A 20888-nucleotide genomic window follows, 5' to 3' on the forward strand; every position below is an offset into this window, starting at 1 on the left:
GGGCAAAATATACCGCAAAGTGGGGCGTGCAGATTGCGGGAATGATTTTTCAAACAGGCTCTAATCTACATCTCCTGCTTTACAAAAGATCTGACACAGAAAGACTTTTTAAACAGACTCCAGATCCTCTTCATCAAGGATCAGCCTGATTGCCCATGGCGGCACATCAATGTCCTGGTAATCCTCTTTCATAAATACAAAAGCAGTCTCATAAGGAGGCATTTTTGCAGGATAAATCCCATAACCATCTGTAAAATAAATCAGTCCCCGAAGTTTTGTAAACTTCTTCGCTCTCATAAGCTGTTCCACATAGGCAAAAGCAGGGCGAAAATCTGTGCCGCCCCCTCCTTTCACTGTAAAATGGGACATATATTCCTTCAACTGCATGGCATTTTCAATCACCACATCAGACTGGATTTTCTCGTCACACTGAAGAATGTGTACGTGGATCCGCCTGAAAAAGCTCTCAGATTCACTGAGCACACTGTAGGTTTCCTCCAGAAACTTCTGGACAAGCTCTCCTTTACAGGACATGGAAGTGTCAATAACGATCACAAAATCTTCCACCTTCCGCTCTTCTTTCGTTTCTAAGGGCTCGATCAGCGGCATATTGCCATACAGATTCATTCCATAATTGTAAAATATATAATCGAAAGTGTCCATATCAACTTTCATTTCTTCTTTCAAAACAGAAAATTTCCGCAGAAATTCTTTGTAATCATAGCGATTTTGATTCTGGGCACGCAGCTGGTCTACCAGAGTTTCTCCGCCTTCTCCCGCTTCTTTTGAAAAAGTTTCCATCTCTGTCTGCATGCGGTTGCGGATGTCGTCCCAGTTCTTTTTCCGCTGGGACATCTGAGGACTGTTTGGATGGTTTTCATACCACTTACCATGGTCATCCTGAGTAAACTCACGGCGCAGCTCCTGCATTTTATTTTCCGGTAAATGAAGAGTCTGAAGCCTTCGGTAAATCCTCTGAGCCGTCATTACCTTTCCCTCTTCCAGTATCAGCTGCAACGCCTGCCGCTTCACCATAGATGCCGGCTGATGCACACATTTCAGATAAAGCCCGTCAATGATATTTTCCACTGTAATGTCACATGCAAGATTCCAGTACTGGACATCCACAACAGGATTTCCTTCTTCATCCTTCTCTGGAAAACAGTGGAGAAAAATGCAGTGTAAAAGGCTGTGAAGATAGATCCGATTCACCTTTTCCTGGCTTCTCCTGAACTGTTCCATAAGCTCTTCCGGCTGATAGTACAGGACAGTTCCATCCGTTCCAACAGGATGAATGCCCATATCTCCCTGAAAGAAAAGTGCTGACAATGCGCAGTCCATAAAGCGCATATTCAGGTACAACTGGTTTCTGGCACTGGTCAAAATATCCTGGCAGATGCTCTCTGCTGCCAGTGCGCGCTCCCAAGCGTCATGTACCGGATTTACCTTGTACAAAGTATTTTGCCCATATGCCGGACTTATCTGGTATGCAGCTTTTCCACCCTGCACTTTATATAACGAATCTACCTCATGTAATGAATTCAATTTTTTCTCTTCTGAACCACTCATAGTTCAAAACTTCTCCTTTTCGATGGAAAATGCAGCCTCTGGTACTCCATAAGCATACTCAAAATCTCCGGAGACTTCACTGTGTCTGCCAGATTTACCAGTCCTGTAAACAGTTCTTTCTGCCCCTGTTCCAGTGGATACGTATGAAGAAGCCATTCCAGCTCTTCCCCTCTTTTCTGACGGATAAAATCAGAAGCAATCTGTTCTATATGCTCCTTCAGGTACTGCTCGTACTGTATTTTCGCCTGTTCTGTCAGCCCTGTCGGCCAGTTCAGTCTGCCATATACCATTTCTCTCAGGAAATCTGATGATTCCTGGGCTCTCGCCATCTCAAAACGCTTGTCATACTCCAGAAAATGAAATACTTTTCCCTGAAAGCAGTTTCTGTAATACAGACCACTTCCATGCACCTCAGTCATCAAAATCCTGGCAGGAGTATTCTCCACACCTTCTTCGTAATATTCCGGAAACCAAAGCATGGCTTCCACTTTCCCATATAAATGTACCCGCAGCTCCTCTCCAACTTCTGAAAGAATCTCTTTCAGACCGGATTGTTCGCCATTCATCAAAACTTCCATTCTGCGGATTCTGTGGCACCCTGTAAAAGTTCCACTTCCAAGATCAGTAAAATCACTGGAAAACCATAGTTCTTCCAGATTCCGGCAGTTATAAAAACCGTAACGGCCTATTTTCCTGACTCCCAGGGGAATCCGTATGACCTGACAGCTTTTCCCGGAAAAAAGATATTCAGCTAGTTCTGTGACTGGCACTCCGTCGATCTGTTCCGGAATTTCCACAATCTGGGGATCCCCATCAATTTCCATTACTGTAGCATGGTCTTCCTTAATATCAAAAGTAAAACCGTTGTCTGTATGCATTTTCATTTCATACACTCCTGTATATGTGCCTGTAAAAAAGGCTTGCTATTTTTTCTCATTAATATTAAACTTAATCTATTGCAGTGTTAAAACAGTACTGATGTTCACACTCTATATAATATCAGAGGAATTTCCATGAGCATTAAAATACCGATTGAAACCTCGGCGCGGCATATTCATGTTTCCCAGAAGGATTTCCACATCCTGTTCGGAGAGGATGCCCAGCTTCATTACATAAAGGAATTAAGCCAGCCTGGACAGTATCTCTGCCAGGAACGCCTTACAGTAAAGGGCCCTAAAGGTGAGTATCAGAATATGGCCATTCTAGGTCCTTTTCGTAAAGAAACCCAGATTGAGCTTTCTCTTACAGATACCCGCAAGATCGGTCTTCCCGGTCTTATCCGCCAGTCTGGTGATACTGTCGGTTCCCCTGGCTGCACGCTCATCGGACCCAAGGGCGAACTTATCCTTGATCACGGTGTCATTGTTGCCAAACGTCACATTCACATGACTCCGGCAGATGCCGTTACTTTGAAGGTCAAAGATAATGACGAAGTTTTTGTCCTGACCAAAAGTTTCGGCCGCGCTCTTATTTATGCAGATGTGGTAGTACGTGTAGACTGGAGTTACCGCCTTGCCATGCACGTAGATACCGACGAAGCCAATGCTTTTTCCAATGAAAAAGAGCCTTATGGAGTAATCGTAAAATTCTTTGATGATAACTATAATACAGATAAATGGATTGAAGACGTATTATCCGGTATTAACCGCTAAACGTCAGGGCATACTCTGTGACTCCATTTTATTATTGTTCACTGGTGACATTCCGCAAGGTGTTTTTTGTGAACAGAGTGAACAGTAATTCCATTTTCTTGCAGCAGCATATGCCAGTCACAGCCTCCCGGAGCCTGTCTGAAAATCAATTCTGTAATCTGTTCACTCAGTCTATACAAATGAAAAGTGCTTCCTGCCCGAATCCGGGTGTGGAAGCACTTTTGCGTCACTGAATTCCAATTGTCGCCGCCAACAGCTCCTGAAGAGAATTGGTAACCATAATTCTGGAAAAATCTACTGTCTGGGCTTTATTAACTCCCGCAGTACCTGCTGCCTCATTACTGCCAGCTTCCATCTCTGCGGCATCTCCGTATGTCACCTGACTAAATACACTTACATGCTGTCCTGCATCAAACAGTTCCTGAAGGCTGTTTGCGACATAGAGGCTTCCCGGTGAAACAGTTCCGTCTCCGGAAGCATCTATGGTAACCGTATCCATATCTCCTGTTGTAACAAGGTTCGCCTTGATCAGATCCTGAAGGTTATTGGATACGTCAATTCCTGTGATATACTGGGTATTGGCTATAGTTTTACCACTCTGTCTCATTTCCTCTACCTGCTGTGCGTTCGGATAGAAGGATGGCTGACGGATGTAACGAAAGCTTGCACTATAAGCCTCTCCTACTGTAACACCATTCTTGCTGGAAGAACAATGTACGACGATCCAGTCTCCTGCGTCAGTTTTTCCACAGATAATACCAACATGGTTGGCACTTCCTGCTTCTGGTCCTCTCTGAAAAACCAGGTCACCTGGCTGGGCATCCGCCTCACTTACCACGTTCGCTCTGCCCCACTGGTCTGAGGTACCGCTTCCTACAGCTGCGATCATAGCCTGATTCTCATAGCCATTGATCACTGCCCAGGTAACAAAACCGCTGCAGTCAAGGCCATACGCACGTAAAGTACCGGTACTCTGACTTCCCTCCGCGCTTACCTGCTGTACTGCGCCCCAGCTTGGGTCCATTCCGATCACAGTAGACTTGCCGCCCCAGAAATACCCTACCTTACCAACCAGTGAATAAGCAGCTGCAATTACGTTTACACGCTCTTCTGAAACGTCATCGCCAACACTCTGTCTTACAAAGCCCTTGGCTGCTGTAACAGTTGCACAAAGAAGCTTGCAGTCTGTTTCAAGATATTTCTTCAAAATCCCCCTCTCATCCTTGGGGATCTTATTCTCTTTAATGTAATGGTTAATATGGTAATTTCCATATGTAACTCTGTTAGAATTACTTTCGTCCTTCACAACAGGATTCATCCTGGCAAAAATAGCTGCCAGATCATCCTTACAGGAAGAATCCAGCGTAAAAGAAGTGGCACCATCAAGGCTCTTCTCATAGACATATATGGCAAGTATATCCTGCCAGTTGCGTACAAGAAGGGTATCTGCGGATGTGGTAACACCACCTTCGGAATCAGATACATCTGTCAGTTGATTGGCAGCTTTATACTCTGTCTCAATCTGCTCCATAACATCTGCAAAATCATCAGAAAATGACAGCTGATAGTTCTCCTGCAGGCTGTTCAGATAAAATTCCTTGCCTGCATGAAGATTAGATGCATAGTAGACTGGGGTTCCATTAAGTGCCTGCGTTGTGGTGCTGTCAATCTTATCTGCATCTTTATCGTCTGCTGCCCCGGACAGCTGGCTGATCGTCTTCTCCATATCGATAAGAAGCTTGTAATTAGTAACAGCAGCCTTCTCCTGGTCTGAAAAGCTGTTATAGGTCTTTCTCAGGGCTTTGACTTTTTTCTTCTTTTTCTTATCTAATTCCTGCTTGAAGGTTTTATCAATGTCTTTGATCAGGGCACTTACCTTCTGCTGGCTCTCTGCTGAAAGTCCAGGAGTCACAGTGGGTGTCACCTCAGGTGCAGCACTAGGCTCTGGTGTCACTGTGGGGGTATCGTCCGGCGTTGCACTAGGTTCTGGTGTCACGCTTGGTTCTGGTGTCGCACTTGGTTCTGGTGTCACCTCAGGTGTATGATCTGGCGTCACACTTGGAGCCGGTGTCACTGTAGATGTATGATCTGGTGTTTCACTTGGAGCCGGTGTCTCTGTAGGTATATGATCTGGTGTAGTAGGCTCTGATGGGATCTGTGTAGGCTCAGCTGGTGTTTCTGTGGGCTCTGATGGCGTCTGTACAGACTCTGCTGGTACCTGTGCCGGCTCTGACGTTGTCTCCGGAGGTGCGGAAGGCGTCTCTGCCGATGCCTGCTCTGATGAAATCGGCTCTGCTGCCGCTTCCCGGGCAGCTGTTTCTGTTTCTGACAAGGCTGTCTCTTCTGAGGCAAAAACACTGGCCGTTCCTGTAAAGGATATCGCAGCTGCCATAGTAATACATAAACATTTTGTCAGATATTTATTTTTCATATTCAAAAGATGCTCCCTTCTATTCATGAACATCCCTTTACTCCCCTATATAAAGGTATGCATTCTTACCTTAAAGACAGTTCGCATTAAGTATTAACATGCATTATTGTAGCATACTAACCCTTCTAAATCAACTATCCTCAAAATATACAGACGTATTTTCGTGATTTTTCATTTTTTCTTCACAATTTCTGTACAGATTTAAGTGAAAGCGTTTCCCACTTGCTAAATACCGCTTTTTTTCGCAGCAGCGAAGAATTCATTTTTCCTGCTGTACAAAAAAATACCAGTCCCGGTACTCACAGACAAGCTGCTGTGATCTCCCGGCACTGGCTCTTCCCATTATCAGCATGCAGCCGGAATCAGAATATCCTCTCTGCCAAACTGCTTCGCAGCCAGCTGCAGGATTCCATGAATAACCTGTGAACAGATTCTGAGAATATACTGAACATCCTCTGCAATATTACGCTCCTTAAGAAGATATCTTTCATGGGCATTTCCAATATACTCCACCAGTTCCCTGAAGCTTCCGAAATTCACTGGAAGAATGACCATACGATCTGCTGCCCCACTCTCTATGTAGCGCTTCAGATGGTTCTTAAGATGCTTCTCGTATTTATTATGCTCGTACAGATTCCCGGTAAAGTTCGTATTATGGGGAAAAGTAAAATAATCTGCCATATAATGCATCACTTCGCCAAACCTGCGCCAGTAAACGCGCTCCTTGCTTTCTTTGGGATCATTGTCAATAAGAGCTTTCATCTTACCCTGGATTTCTTCGAAGGTGCCGAAATATTCATGCTTCTTTGTAAGAAAAGATGGCTTAATATCCGGAAGAATGCTTCCAAGGCAGAACGCCTTTCTGTGGGACTGCAGACTCTTAGTGGCAGGCATCTGGTCTGCCAGATATCTGGCTACCAGTATATGGGATTTTTTACGCAACCGCTTCCTCTTCTTTCCTGTTCTTATCCATTGTAACAGATAAAAAACAATAAACTGTAAAAAGCTTTTGTATCTGCTTTTCAAATCATCGTTATCACAACTTAATATAGCAGAATCTCTGTCAAATTTCAAATAAACATTTTCTGATTTTCTGTGAAATATTTTCCAATATATCGTTAAATTGCACAATTATATCCTGCGTGTAAGCCGGTCTTGTTTTTTTTCGTCATATATTGTATTATTAGGTTACTGTACAGCTGAAAATCATGCAGACCCATGATTTCTGTACATTACAAAGCGTGTTGCTGGTCACGAAATGAACCGTAACATGATCCCAAAAATGAAATGCTGCCAGTGAACAGTAATGAAACACACTGGCATCATGAAATCATTACATAAAGGAGGAATTATATGCCTGGCCATAAACCACGGACAAATAAGGGGCTGGCTATAGCTGCTGTTCTTATGTGTCTTGCATGCGGAGTTTCTTTTACCCAGTCTTCCGCTTCGCACTCACCCATTACAGATACCCAGATCCCGGACATGTTCGTAGCTGGAAATACAGATGATTCCCAGATTCAATCTGGTGGTGCGGCAGCTGAAAATACCGATGCAGAAGAGGAGAACACACCGGAGGATGTCATTCCCACCGAAACGCCTGCCGCAGATACCCCGGCACCTGATACCCTTTCAGGTTCAGACACTTCTTTCGAAGTCTCTCCGGAAGCTTCCCAGGGGGTGTGGACGCCAGTTGACAGTAACTGGTATTTCATGGTAAACGGAGAAGGTTATAAAGGCTGGCTCACAGATACAGACGGACACCGCTATTACTTCAATGACAAAGGCGTTATGCAGACCGGATGGCTTGAGCTTGATGGCAAGCGCTACTACCTCAATGCAGATGGAGTTCTTCAGACTGGTGATGTGACAATAGACGGCGAAATTTATCACTTTGGCGCTGACGGTGCACAACAGGGTGAACCGACGACGGCAGATGATAGTTCCAATCAGGATCTTGTATTCTACATGAATACTACATCAGATTCTTCGAATGCTGACAATCTCACAGCTTCTGCGACAGGTGCTTCCACACCGGCTGCAGAAGCTGATATTTCTTCTGATCGAAATGAAGATTCCAGAAAAGCTTCTTCCGAAGTCGATGATCCTTCTGAAGCCTCTTCTGCAGCATCAGAAGTCTCCCCTGTACCGGAAGCCTCCGTTACTTCGGAACCGACTGTTTCTCCGGAGCCAAAGGGGATGATTGCCCTCACCTTTGATGATGGACCCAGTGATTTTACAGACCGTCTTTTGGATTGTCTGGAAGCAAACAATGTAAAAGCTACTTTTTTCCTGGCAGGTCAGGAAGTGGAATATTTTCAGGAACCTGTAAAGCGTATGGAGGAGCTTGGATGCGAGATTGGAAACCACTCTTATGATCACCCGGATCTCACCACGCTTTCCGCCGATGATGCTGCAAGTCAGCTTTCCCGCACAGATCAGCTGATCCAGGATCTCACAGGGCACATTGCCACTGTTGTGCGCCCCCCTTATGGTTCTTACAATGACACCGTAGCAGAGACTGCAGCAAGGCCTCTGATTTTGTGGTCTGTGGATACTCTGGACTGGGAAACACAGAATGCAGATTCCACAGTACAGAATGTAATGGACAACGCCAGTGATGGACAGATTATTTTAATGCATGATATTTTCAAAGAATCTGTGGATGCTGCTGAAATTTTTATTCCGCAGCTGCTGCAGGAGGGCTATCAGCTGGTAACAGTAAGCGAGCTGGCTGCTGCAAAGGGAATTACATTGGAAAACGGAACCGCTTATGGATCGTTTTGATTTGGCGTGTCCCAAGTTCAAACGCCTTATCGTGCAAGCACGAACGGCTTTTTGACCTTTTGACACTGGTATCATAATATAGCACTACATAAAAACCAGAGTATCGTTTTCAGGAAATCAGCAACTATACTCTGGTTTATTCTATATATTTTTTCAAACACGCAAAAAAAGGAACTGCCATCATGACAATTCCTCTTTTATACTTATTCAGTTTTCTCTTCCAGAAGGCTGCTGTGAACATACGCCTCAGAGCCTTCATAGTCAATCTGGATCCAGTCTCCGTTCTCACCTTTCTTGACTACTTCTGTCCCAGCGGACAATCCACCAATCACTTCTGCATCACTGCTGGCTGCTGCACGGACATTACAATCCTCTGTCACTACCAGCGTAGTTCCATCGGCTGTCTCTGCAGATCCTGTGACATCCTCACCAAGACCATCAAGGAAAGCAGCAAGTGCAGGATCTGCAGTCTGTGCATCCTCATACTGCTTCTGTACCTTGGCCTTCAGCTCCTTCACGTCGTCATCCTGACGCAAAGAAACTTCATATTTCGTTATCTCGTCGCTGTCATCGTGAGCAGCGCCGTCAATCTTCCAGTTCCCGTCTGTGTCCTTTACCACATAGAACTCAGCAAGCGCAGGTACCTTTGTATCAATCCCCTGACAGATGTAGTAAAAACAGGAATATACTACATAGGAATCGTCATCAAGCCCCTTTTTCGTGTAGATATCACCAGCTTCATACCCTTCAATGTACTTGGCATTGGTAATCTTAGACTCGTCTGCCGGTGCAAGATTATCTACCAAAGTACGCAATGTGGTAATATCTTTATCCCCCAGAGCTGTGTAATAGCTCTTGATCAATGAAGTAATCTCTTCATTAGCTTTTTCCATGGGATTGGCGTCTTTCTTCCCGTCAGTCTCCCCATCATTTGCCGGAGAAGAAGGAACATTTCCCTGGTCGTTGTCTGCTGTTACCTGCTCATCGGCTGTATCCTTGCTGGAATCGCCCTTCCCGCTTCCCATAAATGCACGGATACCGAAAAACAGGACAACCACGATTAACAGAATCGCTCCGCCAAGCATAAAATAGCGAAGGTTATCTGATAACCATTCTCTGAAATTATCCAAGTTCTTGTCCTCCTTAATACAACGCACCGGAACGCCCGATCGTTCCAGGCAATACACCTGAAGGGAATCGAACCCCCGCACATGGTACCGGAAACCACTGCTCTATCCACTGAGCTACAGGTGCATAAATTCGAAAGCTGCATTATCATTAGTTACTGTCTAACATTTAAACAGCAACCTCATATACAACCACTTCGACTAAAAAATTATAGCACAATATCGACTGGATGTAAAGTTTTTTCTTTTGACGGAATAGTTATGTCAGTTTTGAAAAAGGGGCTGTCGGGAAATAGACAGCCCCGCCCTCATCCGGGCAAAATCTCCCACAAATTGTGACGCACATCTTGCAGAAAGCCTTTTTCAAACACGCTCTAGTACTCCATTTTTACTCCATTTTCGTAATAAATAGCTTGAAATTATAATAATTTACGTGGAATACACCACTCTCTCAACCCCTGGAAATACTGGAAAAATCAGGTGTTCCGTAGAGGTCGTATGGGGTGCTCTGGTAGACGTAATAATTACATTTATTTGCACCCCATCTGGTTACAATAAATCCAGTAAAATCAAGGGATTCCAAGGCTCTACGCCATATCATTTTTCTGTACTACCCCATTTTTACCCCACGGTATCACCCACAAAATTTAATAACTTTTTCATTACTAGCTAAATTTATCTCAGCTGCCGGATCCGGGAGATCAATTGAATCTTCAAGAAGTTGCATATCATTCACTTTTTTATGCTCCATAACCGCAGTATATAAATCCATTGTCATCTGAAGAGAAGCATGGCCAAGATAGGCTTGCACTGTTTTTGGTACAATTCCAGCTTCAAAACATCTAGTAGCAAATGTATGTCTGAAGCAGTGTCCTGAAAAAGTTTCCATCAAATCCAACGGATCCCTCATCAGATTCACTTCCTGCACGATTCTTTCAATTGCATCGCAATATAATTGTGCATTTAATGGAGTCCCAAGCTTCGTAGTAAACAGGAAATCAGGAAATTCCAAATTCTTCCTACACGTTTTCGCCATTACAATTTTATGCTGAATAATCTGTTTTTCTAGTGCTTTACGGCAATATGAATTAATCGGAACTGTTCTTATGCTTGTTTCTGTCTTTGGGGGACCAAGATGAAATGTCTTACACTCATCACCCTCCAGTTTCTGATACAACAGCGTACGATTCACATGAATAACATTATTTTTCCAATCAATATCCTCTTCCGTAAGCGCATACAATTCTCCCGGACGTAAACCAGTATTTACAGCAACAACAAACATATTATTATAGAATGTACCGGCGGCACATTCAAAAAAGTCTGTCTGATCCTCTTTGCTGAGTGCCTTAATCTCATTCTGCGGCTTATTCTTTGGCAATCTTACACCTTTTGCTGGATTGCGGATAAGGAACTGATCTTCCATTGCTCTATTAAGCATATCAATAAGAAGAACCTTCACTTTGTTCAGAGACTCATACTGATATCCTTTTTTTGACATATTATTCACTAAATCTGTAATCATCAATTTGGTGATATTTACTAAACGAGTTTTTCCAAAAACTGGTGAAATCAACCTTCTATACATTGAATTGTATGTAGTTTTTGTACTGAGCCTGACAACAGGCTCTTTATAAACCCGCATCCATTTTTCGTACCACTCATCCAATGTTATTTTTTCATCAACAATATTTGACAGCTTTTGTTCGTTTAGTTCCGCCTCTGCCAGCTTCGCTTTTACTTCTTTCACCGTTGTACCATAGACGGATCTTCTGGCGCCAAAACGGTCTACATACCTTCCATGATACACCCCGTTTTTTCTTTGTGTAATGCCTTTTCCCAATTCCTTTCCTTTTAAATTTTTTCCCATTCTTTCACCTCTTTTTAACTAGAGGTGCGTAAATGTTATTTTTTATAGCACTAATCTTATCACACACCTCCGTTTCCTGCAATCATAAATAAACAGTTTCATCTAAATATGATTCCAGTCTGTTTTTTTTGATAAGCGCTTTCTTACCATTGAAAAGCACAAAATTGCAGCAAGGTTCTTTTATCATATCGCGCAGTTTGTTTTTACCAATGTTGAAATATTCAGCAGCCTCATCAATCGTCAGCAAATATTTCTCAGACATAATAATCACCTCCCAAATCAAAAAAAGCACCCAAAAATCAACGTTTTCGTGATTTTTGGGTGCAATTGCACACACTACCGTTATTTCCATTCATCCCGAACCTAACCGAGATAAGAGTTTATGCAGCATCTACTGCCAAATACCATTTTTATAATATCATCCATGAAACTATGTGTCAATTTCATCACAGTTTCAAATATGTAGCATTAAAGTTTTATTATTATCGCTTAATTATCATAAAAAGTTATAAACTCAACATTTACGCTACCTCCAGCGTATTTATTGAAACCTCATATACAATTCGCTTCTGAGTTTCATTTTCCTCGATCCGTTTTTTGTACTCCCGGCTTTGGATTCTGCCCCAGACCATCACACGGGTTCCCACTTTAAGATCAGCCGCATAGCGGGCGGTACTCCCCCAACAAATGCAGGGTATGTAATCTGATTTTCCAAAAGACCGGTTCACAGCCAGAAGCAGATCCGTAATTTCTTTTTTCAGAGGGGTTTTTCGGTAAACTGTAGGTTTACAGATTGTACCTTCCAGAAGAATTCGATTTGTGTAATCCGTCTTAGAGTCATTTACCTCTACAAATTTCACTTCCCTGGCAAATACATAAAGCTCTAATCGAGTATGGTTTTCTTCACGTAGATTATGTGAATGAAATTCCCCATAAATTTCCGCAAATTCACCAACGCGGCTCTTCGTAATATCTGCAATTTGTTCCGATATCAGCACCGGAATTGTATCTACAGAATCGCTGAGGCGCTTAACCTGAAGCTCCGTCTTATAAAAGCATTCTCCACAAATCTTATGACTAAATGTAAAATCCATTACAATCTTACCAGTGATAACAACCTGGTTATCATCAAACATTATATAGGCCATAGTATCTTTATCCTTTCTCTCTTTTGTTTACCATTTTATGCGGCGTTCTCCATCAAATCCTCTTCCAGAATATCCGCAAGCAGCTTTCCAGTGAATCCAAATCCATTCACTTTTACTTTCTTTTTCCGCAAATCTTTGATTTCTTTTTTCCGAAGATCCCGGCTCTTTAGTGAAAGGATCTTATCTTCCTTGTTGAGCTTACGCACAAGCTGCTCCTGCCATTTTACCAAAAATTTTTTTGCTTCCTCAATGTCAGGATTTTGACGGTCAAAATAAGTCCGCTTCTGGCGTACTGTTCCATCAGGTTCCACCTCCAATGTATAATAGGGTTTCTCTGGAGTATCTGTTTTTCGTAGAAACAAAAGATAGGATTCCTGTTTTGCCATACGGTCAAAATAAGTTTCCTTTCCAGTAATGCAATGCTTTAGTTCATTTCCCTCTACAAAAATATCCCTGACGCTTCGCGGTGCTACAATCTGATATTTTTGATTTTTATATTCATATTTTTTCAGACTTTCGCAAACCGCTTCTATTGTAGGAAACTTTTCCACGATCTCATCTGCTTTCAAATCCATTTCTTTATCTTTCAGCATTTGGATCACTTCATTATGCCGCAGTTCCAGCTTTCGTACCCGATATACAATGGAATCTTTTACATTCAGGCCTAGTTTTTCAGCCATATCAAGATAATCCTTCCAGGTACCCACAAGATCTTTCGGTTTCTTTTCACTTTCTTCTGCCTGTTTTTCTAAATAATTCTTTATCTGTTCCGGGCTCATTCGATCTAGTATAAATGATAGTTCTGTCGGGTTAATCTTACATTTTGAGAACCAGGCAATCACGTCATCTTTGATCACCTTTCCCAATCCTTTTTCAAAAATCAACCATTCAAGAAATATGCGTCCACCCTTGTTATTCCGAAGTCTGTTTAGCCGGAATTTATCAATCCCCAGTGCATGTCCTAAAGAGTCTGCTTCTTGGAAATAGATAGATGTTCCAGTACTCAAAATGTCATCCACTAACTGATCCAGTCCGGCTTTTGCCAATTGTTCAAAATAGGGATACCAGCTTAACCGATCTAAATAATAGATTGGCTCTATCTTTTCACTTTTTCTAATTAATTCATAAAATCCACTTCTTCTAAATTGCTTATTTTGAATTCCATGAAGGGATTTTTTATAGATACGTCCTGGATAACGCGGTTCATAGCCCCAATAATACGGACGGTTCGGATAGAGTTCTCCCTGAATCCACCTATGTTCATCTGTTCCACGGTAGTATCCATAATAAAACTCTTTTTTATTAAGATCTGTATCATAGACAAATCTGCGTTGTTCCCACCAATTATATATTGGTTTCGTATATGCCAGCATATCATATTTCACACTAGCTCTGAATTCACGAACGACAAAATTCTGTCCGCACGTTTGTAACAGATATGCCGTTTCCTCACGCGAACTTACCATACGCTGTTTTCCGATTGCCTTATACTGGATCTTATGCCCGCAATTAGGGCATTTTCCTGTTTTGTTATGTTTTACAGCTTTTACAGGCACATTCTTTTCGCACCAGGTACAATAACCTGTCATACTTTCTTTCCGGGAGTATTTATAGAAAATATAATTCTGTGTAATCCCTACTTTTTTCATCCACCGATCCCAGTCTTTCGGTGTATTCTTCACACAATTCATCACCTGATCCCAGGTCTGTGTACGCAATCGGTTTTTCTGTATTCTTTTTCTTCTGCGTACTCCTTCTTCAAATTGTAAAATAGCATAATACACATTATCTTTTTTGTACTCCTCGCCCAGAATTTCCCATATCTGATCCAGACTGTTTGCAGCACACCATGCATGACTATATTTTATGCCGCTTGGCCATTCAATTTTATCCAACATTTTATTCGTCCAGCCTTTTAACCGGTAATCATACCCTATGAAGCAATCTTTTGCCTTATCAATGAACAGGGTATATAAAGGCCTTCTTCCTCCTGCGGTCAAAATATCTGTAATAAAAAAACCTATTTTTAAAATATTTTCGTCCATTTCCGCCTGAATGAACAAACCAATTGGATATTTCATTCTCTCATAAGCCATATTTCCGATAACTGGTATATCACTTTCTGCCGCCAAAACCATCTCCTTTGATGGTTCCAATACCTTCATTTTTTTAAGCTTTCGTTTTTCCATTTCATTCATCCCTTCTGAAGTTATTTTATAAATCTAAGGTTAACTGCTCAGCCTCATCCTTATGCTCATTTGCCGTAACCCACTCCTGTTGCAACGCTTCAATCTGTTCAGCAGACAGTCTCTTCTTCATAAATCTTTGTTCCGTATCGTTCAGAGACTCCCAGCCCTTTTTCACAAGCTTTCTTTTTACCTGCTCCAGGCGTTTCTCTTTTCGTTCCTGTTTCCACTTCTTCTTCGCTTTCACAGAATCTGCTTCATATCCAACATTTATTCCAGCTTTCTCATCCTCAAGATCCTGTGCCTTATCGCGCGTCAATCGTGCAGCAACTCTAATGTTCAAAATTTCCACCTTCAAATCCGGATCATACAACGCCTGCATAGAATAGCCATTGAACCATTCTTTTCTAAAAATATCCTCCCGGTTTCTTTTTGCAATTTCCTCACAGATATCGACCGGAACCTTGCCCTGCAGAAATTTCTTTCCCCTTGTGATCGTCACTACAGGTTCACCAGCAAAAAAGGTATCGTCTTTTCGGATTGTAGATACCTTTAAATCGTAGTAGATATTCCCTGTCTTTTCGGAAAGAGGTCTGCCCCGCAGCGTACAATACTCTCCTGGTCCGCATCTGCACTTCATCGGATCATATTTCAGGCTCCATTCCTGCTTGTCGTAGTTATAAAACATGTGCAGCTTACAAATCCGATTTTTATGCTGTTCCTTACATTTTTGAAACAATTCTTCCTTTTTCCTGTCTGCCTGTTCTTTCAGATATTCCACACTTTTTTTATACTGGTAATCCGATACCATATGGCAGGCGCAAAATTCATCTTCCTTTAATAATGGATGATTCCGTTCACAATCTCTCTTATGCCATGGGCATCGGAATACCACATTATCGTTTTCAAAGCAAAATGTCTCATTCATATACTCCAAGCGGTCTATACAATTTTCCCATTTCACATACAGCCCACAGCCGGACATAAAAGTTTTCTCTTCCAGATACTCGTCGGTATAAACAAATCCACCATCCGAATTTTCAAGGGGGGATTTTCCCATCTTTCCGATTCCAATTCGAACATAGTCGGGATGGTTTTCTGTCGTATATCCTTGAAGAAGCAGCTCCTGCGTCAATAAATTGTATTTGTATTCCTCGGACATTTTCATCTCCTCTTAACGACAGATACGGCAGGAAATTCCTGCCGTATCCCGTTCCTTGTCATTTAATTTTCCTCATCCATACGGATTGTTGTAACTAACATTTTCATACTGCCTCGAAGCATAATAAATTTATCCTCTTCCTTGCAGTAATAATAGACCTTATCCGTTAAAAACTCCTTTTGGAATGTCATTCTTGCATTAGAAGTTCTTAGTAAATTCTCAAGTTCTTCCAGGCTGCAAAGTTTTGAACTGTATATCAGGGCTTCATGGACACTGCTAAATACCACATAAAAACCCCCGTCCATGAATTCCACCAGTTTCTTTATCACGCCTGGATACAGAACTGCCACAGCACCATTTGAGAGTCCTTTTACGCTAAGACAGATTCCCTCCTTCTTTTTCTTATCCGAAATAAAATAAGGATCCATATTCAGGAAGTCCTCACCAGCATAACCCGGAGTGTACATCATTTTTTTGAAATCATAGATTCTTGGAGGCAATATACGATAACTGTTTAAAAGAGCCTCGTGTAAAACATCGTCTTTTTCCAGGCCCCATGCTTCCAAATATTCCGATCTGACTTTCAAATATGTAATCCCATTCTTCAAGGTTCCTGCATGCACATATAACGTGATTGCAATGTCTCCCATTGTTTTATATACGGCATTTTTCAGTTCATGTCTGTGCTGATCCAGGTTCAAAAGCCCCAGAAAAAGATGTTCCTTGACTTTTTCATAATCATTCAGATATCTGGTATTTTCCATATTTCCTACTCTATCCAGATCACACTTCACCCTTGCTTCTATGTTTTCCATGGAAGTCCCCTCTACATAATCCTGATAAAGTTCTTCCACAAAAATCCCGCAGATGTCTTTTCCAGAATCAGTTTCAGCGCAGACTACAAATAACCGATCCCCATTTGCGGTTATTCCGGTTTTCTCTTTTTTCTTAAAGAAAACATAGTCCTCTGGGAGATGAGTAGCTTTTATAATCCAGTTTCGTAATTCCTGCACAAACTGTTCGTATGTTAAATTTACGTGCATACTAAGTTTTCCTTTCTTATAATTCTTCAAATGTTTCCGAACATTCTCATACCGGAACAAGTTCAACACGGCCGACAGGTAAGGTTACCCTTGATACCACCTTATCCCATTTTGCAATTTTCCTGGTGCATCTGTCATAGTAATATATTTCATCTGCCAGAAAATCTTCGTCTGGGGTAGCATCTTCAATTGTCTCTTTCAGGATTCTTTCCAAGCCTTCTGGATAACACTTGCTCTTCGGATGAATCATCGCTTCGTGAATGCTTGTAAATACAATATAAAAATCATCATCCAAAATTTCTGAAAGTTTTTGTGCCACTCCAGGCAAGAAAACAGCCACAGCTCCATTTGTACGCTTATCCGTTGATAAACAATAGCCTACGCGTTCGCCACACAACCTCATTCCATAATTATCGTAGCCATAGGCCATAAAGTCCTCTCCATCATAATCAGGATTTAAAACTAAACGTTCCCACTGATAAATCCTTGGTGGTGTAAGAAGATAGGTATTTAAGAGTGCATTTTCATAGACCTCATTCTCATCCAGCCCCCATTCTACCAGGCTATCTTTGCGGATTTTCATGCTCGAAATACGGCCATTACACTGACCCACTTTCATATACAGAACACAGGCTATGCCGTCCACCTCTTTATACACCGCATTTTCCAATGCCTTTTCATGTTTTTTCTTATTCAAAAGACGGATAAAAAGATCCTCCTTCACTTTTGAATAATTATTTACATTCTTTGTTTTTTCGAAGAATCCTGCTTTACTTAGTTTTTTAATTTCTTCTGTAACAGTATCTCCAATTTTATCTATCGAAACACCATCCAGATAATCCTCATATAATTCTTCTGTATGAATTCCACATACTTCTTTCCCTTCTGAACTTACACGACATTCCACAAATAAACGGTCTCCATTCGGAGTCATTCCCTCTTCATCTTTTGCTTCAAAGTAAATCTGTTTTTCTTGCAGATTTAAAGCATCTAACAGATACCCTCTTAAGTTTTCAATAAACTTCTCATAACTTAAAATTTCACTCATAGTATTTTCATTTCCTTTCATTAGGATTCATACACATAATGCTTACTTAACTATTGTGCAGCCCTACCTGCTTTTCCAATAATCAGTGCTCTTCCGCTAAATTAACCGTAGTAAAGCTAACCTTTACTTTTTCCATATATACAGAAATCTTATCTTCGATTCTGCTATAGTAGTAGAGTTCTTCTGACAATAAATCGTCTTCATACACCATACCATTTCCATACTCGATTACCATTTCATTGAGTTCAGCCTTAATATTTTCTAAATTACTCTCATTTACACTGTAAATTACCCCTTCGTTCCTGCTTGTAAATATAATATACAAATCACTTGCCATAAGCTGTGCCAGTCTTTGAAGAACGCCAGGATAAAATACAGAAACAGCTCCATATTCTTCAGCATTTGTAGAAAGCTGAATTCCCCTAACTCTGTCACTTTTCGATAAGCAGGATGCTCCATTCTCCATAAAGGGTTCTCCCCATTCGTTCCCATGATTTGTATAAAGGAGAGGGGGTGCCATCTGGTAGGTATTTTTAAATGCCTCTTCCATAACAGCCTCTTTTGTCATTTCCCATTGTTCCAAATGCTTATTTTTTATCTTTATGCCTGTAAAATACTCGTTCGTGTTACTACGCATCATATACAGGACACAAGCGATATCGCCAACATCCTCATGCACTGCATCTTCCATCTCAAGCGAATGATTTTTCTTGTTAAGAGGTTTTACAAAAAGGTATTTTTTGATTTTTTGATAACTGTCAGGAGTCATCTTGCCCTCTAACATGCCAACCGTTTTTAGTTTCTCAATTTCCTCCTGTACAGAATAAAAAATTGATTCCATTGAACTTCCTTCCATAAAACGCTCATATAAATCTTTCACATCAATACCGCACAGTTGCTTTCCACTTAAATTTTCAAATGTCTCCACAAACAAGCGGTCCTTATTATCTATGGCTTTCTTTTTAAAAAATATTTGCTGTTCCTGTAAGTTCAAAGCATTCAAAAGCTGTTTACTTAATACCTCAACAAATTCCAAATATCCTAACTTCATCGTAATAATCCTTTCTGCGGTTTCTCTATGACCGCTGATCCAGCATCCAATTTTCAATCTGCAATTCCGTACCATTGATCTTCCTTATATCTTGCGCCATCCACACAGATCTGATTTATAATGGTGATCTCATTGCTATCTGGTTCTTCCTGGACAAAAATAAGAAGATCATTTTTCCGCCCTTTTGCTCTGGGGTTTTTTCCACGTACAACTACAAACCCGTTTTCCCCTGTGCCAGTTTCTTTACAAACCAGGCTACACCATGAGCGGTCCGGATGTATTGCCATATACGCTGCCCCTCGTAACAAAAGCGTTGGAAAATCCAATTCCTCTATCAGTTCTATCTTGGTGCATGAGATTTTCGTATCCTGGTCATCTTCATCCAGATCTCCAAATGCTTTCACAATAAAGTAAGTGGATTTTTTCCAATTTGGATAGTGGACCAGACAATCCAGCGGATTTTCCGCACAATGGAATCCATTCTGTCTGCAATTTGCTTCCGTTGTCTCATTGATCCCATATCGTTTAAATTGATAACCCCTGCAACTTAAATTTTTTTCAAACCCTTTGTATGCAATCATATTCAGGCTCCTAAATTAAATAAAGAAAGCTGCTCCGGTTCTTCTTTCTTTTGCGTTGCTGGCTTTGCTGCCACCTTTGCATCTTCCGAAACATCTTTCTTCGTATCTGAATCTTTTGATTTTGCTGACAATGTCCTAATTGATTCCGCTCTTTCCCAGGCTTTCTTTATTGTATCTTTTTCTTCCTGCGCTTTTTTCTCCATGTCTTTACGGTCATCCAACAGGTAATAGTCTATTACCCAGGCAAATACCTCTGTAGAGCCAATCGCTATACCAGCATTTTGCCCCACACCAGTTTTTCCCTCTTTCTTTGCTTTCTCCAGTGCCGTCTCATATGCTTTTTCATGGACATATTCGAGACAGTGTCTCAGCGTCTTATGGGGCTGGAGGATCACATCTTTCATAACAGGATCTTTTCTGGCAAGGTCTAAAAGATACGTGCCAAGCACGGTCGCATACCCTGAATCCTGCAAAAGAAGCATTTCTTCTGTCAGTTTTTCGGTTACTGAACCGGATTGCCCCATTAATGGAACTTTCAACAGACAGCAGCTTTTTCCTGCTATAAATGCATCCGTGTCCTCTTTGGATATGAAACATTCTTTTGCAAGGCTTTCAATTGCCGCTACATTTTGACAGGTCCGGTAATGTTCTGCCAGGACATTTACTTCCTCTATGCTTTTCGCCAATTTTTCCAGCATATAAAGCTCCTCCCGTCATTATGCCGCTTTGGATGCATGATTTTCTACATTTCCTCCAGCTGCCGCTCTTTGCACTTCCTGGGATTCCTTATCAAGCTCATTCACCAGATTCAGTATTACCCGGCGTACCCAAAGGTTTCCATTCCACTTCTTTTCAAGGGTCTCCGCACTCTCAACAATGTTTTTCCACACACTATCATCCAATGCACGATGTCTGTATTTCTTGTAAAATGGATAAATCTCATACATGGCCTTTTTAACATCCACATAAATAACAGAATCCACATTAGACAACAATCCCATCAGGACCGGATGCCTGTCATATTTTTGGATCAGCTCATGGATTCCAACAGGTCTTTCTCCTGTGTACAAGCCTAAAAAGTCATTAAATATCGTTCCAACTGTATTTATATTTCTATGTTCCATTCATGTCCTCCTCTGCTCTTTTGATTCTCGCCGTTACGGTTTCCGGTAAGCATTCAAACGCTTCTGCAATTGCATTTTTACTGTATCCTTCCAGAAACAGCTTTTTCAT

Annotated in this window: 20 protein-coding genes, 1 tRNA gene and 2 pseudogenes; 3 read left to right on the forward strand and 20 right to left on the reverse strand. The window is 41.5% G+C overall.

Annotation, left to right across the window (positions count from 1 at the left end):
• From AB5706_RS22290 to AB5706_RS22300, 3 genes are all read right to left on the reverse strand, one after another.
• The coding region (locus tag AB5706_RS22290) for a DUF6783 domain-containing protein (protein WP_368366330.1) at positions 1 to 53 on the reverse strand (53 nt) is incomplete at its 3' end.
• A 55-nt stretch (positions 54 to 108) separates the two neighbouring features.
• Complete coding sequence (locus tag AB5706_RS22295; RefSeq protein WP_173769530.1) at positions 109 to 1569, reverse strand: vWA domain-containing protein; 1461 nt, start codon at positions 1567 to 1569, stop codon at positions 109 to 111.
• On the reverse strand, positions 1566 to 2453 hold the full coding sequence (locus AB5706_RS22300; protein ID WP_148462269.1) for a leucine-rich repeat protein: 888 nt from the start codon (positions 2451 to 2453) through the stop codon (positions 1566 to 1568). Before AB5706_RS22300 ends, AB5706_RS22295 begins: the two co-directional genes overlap by 4 nt.
• Before the next feature lie 129 nt (positions 2454 to 2582).
• On the opposite strand from AB5706_RS22300, the gene AB5706_RS22305 reads away from it, so the two are divergent.
• Positions 2583 to 3221 (forward strand): PduL/EutD family phosphate acyltransferase, encoded by a 639-nt coding sequence (locus AB5706_RS22305; protein WP_148462271.1) that lies wholly within the window; start codon positions 2583 to 2585, stop codon positions 3219 to 3221.
• Between the two features lie 226 nt (positions 3222 to 3447).
• On the opposite strand, the gene AB5706_RS22310 is transcribed toward AB5706_RS22305, so the two are convergent.
• Positions 3448 to 5652 carry a C40 family peptidase gene (locus AB5706_RS22310; RefSeq protein ID WP_243271292.1) on the reverse strand — a complete coding sequence of 735 codons (2205 nt, stop codon included), beginning with the start codon at positions 5650 to 5652 and terminating at the stop codon, positions 3448 to 3450.
• A gap of 345 nt (positions 5653 to 5997) precedes the next feature.
• Positions 5998 to 6594, reverse strand: a complete 597-nt coding sequence (locus AB5706_RS22315; protein ID WP_173769528.1) for a zinc dependent phospholipase C family protein — start codon at positions 6592 to 6594, stop codon at positions 5998 to 6000.
• A gap of 411 nt (positions 6595 to 7005) precedes the next feature.
• Here AB5706_RS22315 and AB5706_RS22320 point away from each other — a divergent pair, with 411 nt between their 5' ends.
• Positions 7006 to 8439, forward strand: a complete 1434-nt coding sequence (locus AB5706_RS22320; protein ID WP_173769527.1) for a polysaccharide deacetylase family protein — start codon at positions 7006 to 7008, stop codon at positions 8437 to 8439.
• 203 nt (positions 8440 to 8642) lie between these two features.
• Here the strand turns inward: AB5706_RS22320 and AB5706_RS22325 are convergent, their stop codons facing one another.
• The 3 genes and pseudogenes from AB5706_RS22325 to AB5706_RS22335 all read right to left on the reverse strand — a co-directional run.
• The gene (locus AB5706_RS22325; RefSeq protein WP_243271291.1) at positions 8643 to 9569 is read right to left on the reverse strand and encodes an SH3 domain-containing protein; all 927 of its coding nucleotides are present in this window, start codon (positions 9567 to 9569) and stop codon (positions 8643 to 8645) included.
• 52 nt (positions 9570 to 9621) lie between these two features.
• Positions 9622 to 9693: transfer RNA gene (locus tag AB5706_RS22330), tRNA-Arg, on the reverse strand.
• A 132-nt stretch (positions 9694 to 9825) separates the two neighbouring features.
• Positions 9826 to 9924: pseudogene (locus tag AB5706_RS22335) on the reverse strand (DUF6783 domain-containing protein); the annotation flags it as partial.
• Here AB5706_RS22335 and AB5706_RS22340 point away from each other — a divergent pair.
• Positions 9883 to 9978: pseudogene (locus tag AB5706_RS22340) on the forward strand (DUF6783 domain-containing protein); the annotation flags it as partial. The pseudogenes AB5706_RS22335 and AB5706_RS22340 sit on opposite strands and share 42 nt — an antisense overlap.
• Before the next feature lie 39 nt (positions 9979 to 10017).
• On the opposite strand, the gene AB5706_RS22345 reads toward AB5706_RS22340, so the two are convergent.
• The 12 genes from AB5706_RS22345 to AB5706_RS22400 all read right to left on the reverse strand — a co-directional run bounded on the left by AB5706_RS22345 (position 10018) and on the right by AB5706_RS22400 (position 20779).
• Positions 10018 to 10167 carry a hypothetical protein gene (locus tag AB5706_RS22345; protein ID WP_173718607.1) on the reverse strand — a complete coding sequence of 50 codons (150 nt, stop codon included), beginning with the start codon at positions 10165 to 10167 and terminating at the stop codon, positions 10018 to 10020.
• Positions 10168 to 10200: 33 nt separating this feature from the next.
• Positions 10201 to 11436, reverse strand: coding sequence for a tyrosine-type recombinase/integrase (locus AB5706_RS22350; protein ID WP_173718608.1), 1236 nt, complete (start codon positions 11434 to 11436; stop codon positions 10201 to 10203).
• A gap of 82 nt (positions 11437 to 11518) precedes the next feature.
• The gene (locus AB5706_RS22355; protein ID WP_118581334.1) at positions 11519 to 11698 is read right to left on the reverse strand and encodes an excisionase; all 180 of its coding nucleotides are present in this window, start codon (positions 11696 to 11698) and stop codon (positions 11519 to 11521) included.
• Between the two features lie 259 nt (positions 11699 to 11957).
• Positions 11958 to 12584, reverse strand: a complete 627-nt coding sequence (locus tag AB5706_RS22360; protein ID WP_173718609.1) for a single-stranded DNA-binding protein — start codon at positions 12582 to 12584, stop codon at positions 11958 to 11960.
• Between the two features lie 35 nt (positions 12585 to 12619).
• Positions 12620 to 14773 carry a PcfJ domain-containing protein gene (locus AB5706_RS22365; RefSeq protein WP_173718610.1) on the reverse strand — a complete coding sequence of 718 codons (2154 nt, stop codon included), beginning with the start codon at positions 14771 to 14773 and terminating at the stop codon, positions 12620 to 12622.
• Positions 14774 to 14798: 25 nt separating this feature from the next.
• On the reverse strand, positions 14799 to 15932 hold the full coding sequence (locus AB5706_RS22370; RefSeq protein WP_204454258.1) for a hypothetical protein: 1134 nt from the start codon (positions 15930 to 15932) through the stop codon (positions 14799 to 14801).
• A gap of 62 nt (positions 15933 to 15994) precedes the next feature.
• Positions 15995 to 16975: a DUF5688 family protein gene (locus AB5706_RS22375; RefSeq protein WP_118584262.1), complete on the reverse strand. Its 981-nt coding sequence runs from the start codon at positions 16973 to 16975 to the stop codon at positions 15995 to 15997.
• 46 nt (positions 16976 to 17021) lie between these two features.
• On the reverse strand, positions 17022 to 18023 hold the full coding sequence (locus AB5706_RS22380; RefSeq protein WP_118584263.1) for a DUF5688 family protein: 1002 nt from the start codon (positions 18021 to 18023) through the stop codon (positions 17022 to 17024).
• 82 nt (positions 18024 to 18105) lie between these two features.
• Complete coding sequence (locus tag AB5706_RS22385) at positions 18106 to 19074, reverse strand: DUF5688 family protein (protein ID WP_147422367.1); 969 nt, start codon at positions 19072 to 19074, stop codon at positions 18106 to 18108.
• Positions 19075 to 19127: 53 nt separating this feature from the next.
• Positions 19128 to 19655, reverse strand: a complete 528-nt coding sequence (locus AB5706_RS22390) for a DUF7666 domain-containing protein (RefSeq protein ID WP_118584265.1) — start codon at positions 19653 to 19655, stop codon at positions 19128 to 19130.
• A 2-nt stretch (positions 19656 to 19657) separates the two neighbouring features.
• Positions 19658 to 20353 (reverse strand): Cas9 inhibitor AcrIIA9 family protein, encoded by a 696-nt coding sequence (locus AB5706_RS22395; RefSeq protein ID WP_347161034.1) that lies wholly within the window; start codon positions 20351 to 20353, stop codon positions 19658 to 19660.
• 18 nt (positions 20354 to 20371) lie between these two features.
• Positions 20372 to 20779, reverse strand: coding sequence for a hypothetical protein (locus tag AB5706_RS22400; protein ID WP_118584267.1), 408 nt, complete (start codon positions 20777 to 20779; stop codon positions 20372 to 20374).
• Between the last annotated feature and the right edge of the window lie 109 nt (positions 20780 to 20888).

Origin of the sequence: Ruminococcus sp. RTP21484sp1_RTP21277st1_D2_RTP21277_210401 (assembly GCF_040924225.1) — a bacterium.
Lineage (GTDB): Bacteria > Bacillota > Clostridia > Lachnospirales > Lachnospiraceae > Blautia_A > Blautia_A faecis.

Coding starts and splice junctions, on each gene's coding strand:
- AB5706_RS22355 (WP_118581334.1), bottom strand. CDS start 11,698: ATGTCTGAGAAATATTTGCTGACGATTGATGAGGCTGCTGAATATTTC.
- AB5706_RS22365 (WP_173718610.1), bottom strand. CDS start 14,773: ATGGAAAAACGAAAGCTTAAAAAAATGAAGGTATTGGAACCATCAAAG.
- AB5706_RS22350 (WP_173718608.1), bottom strand. CDS start 11,436: ATGGGAAAAAATTTAAAAGGAAAGGAATTGGGAAAAGGCATTACACAA.
- AB5706_RS22300 (WP_148462269.1), bottom strand. CDS start 2,453: ATGAAAATGCATACAGACAACGGTTTTACTTTTGATATTAAGGAAGAC.
- AB5706_RS22380 (WP_118584263.1), bottom strand. CDS start 18,023: ATGAGTGAAATTTTAAGTTATGAGAAGTTTATTGAAAACTTAAGAGGG.
- AB5706_RS22395 (WP_347161034.1), bottom strand. CDS start 20,353: ATGCTGGAAAAATTGGCGAAAAGCATAGAGGAAGTAAATGTCCTGGCA.
- AB5706_RS22370 (WP_204454258.1), bottom strand. CDS start 15,932: ATGTCCGAGGAATACAAATACAATTTATTGACGCAGGAGCTGCTTCTT.
- AB5706_RS22400 (WP_118584267.1), bottom strand. CDS start 20,779: ATGGAACATAGAAATATAAATACAGTTGGAACGATATTTAATGACTTT.
- AB5706_RS22375 (WP_118584262.1), bottom strand. CDS start 16,975: ATGCACGTAAATTTAACATACGAACAGTTTGTGCAGGAATTACGAAAC.
- AB5706_RS22390 (WP_118584265.1), bottom strand. CDS start 19,655: ATGATTGCATACAAAGGGTTTGAAAAAAATTTAAGTTGCAGGGGTTAT.
- AB5706_RS22305 (WP_148462271.1), top strand. CDS start 2,583: ATGAGCATTAAAATACCGATTGAAACCTCGGCGCGGCATATTCATGTT.
- AB5706_RS22320 (WP_173769527.1), top strand. CDS start 7,006: ATGCCTGGCCATAAACCACGGACAAATAAGGGGCTGGCTATAGCTGCT.
- AB5706_RS22310 (WP_243271292.1), bottom strand. CDS start 5,652: ATGAAAAATAAATATCTGACAAAATGTTTATGTATTACTATGGCAGCT.
- AB5706_RS22385 (WP_147422367.1), bottom strand. CDS start 19,074: ATGAAGTTAGGATATTTGGAATTTGTTGAGGTATTAAGTAAACAGCTT.
- AB5706_RS22295 (WP_173769530.1), bottom strand. CDS start 1,569: ATGAGTGGTTCAGAAGAGAAAAAATTGAATTCATTACATGAGGTAGAT.
- AB5706_RS22345 (WP_173718607.1), bottom strand. CDS start 10,167: ATGATATGGCGTAGAGCCTTGGAATCCCTTGATTTTACTGGATTTATT.
- AB5706_RS22360 (WP_173718609.1), bottom strand. CDS start 12,584: ATGGCCTATATAATGTTTGATGATAACCAGGTTGTTATCACTGGTAAG.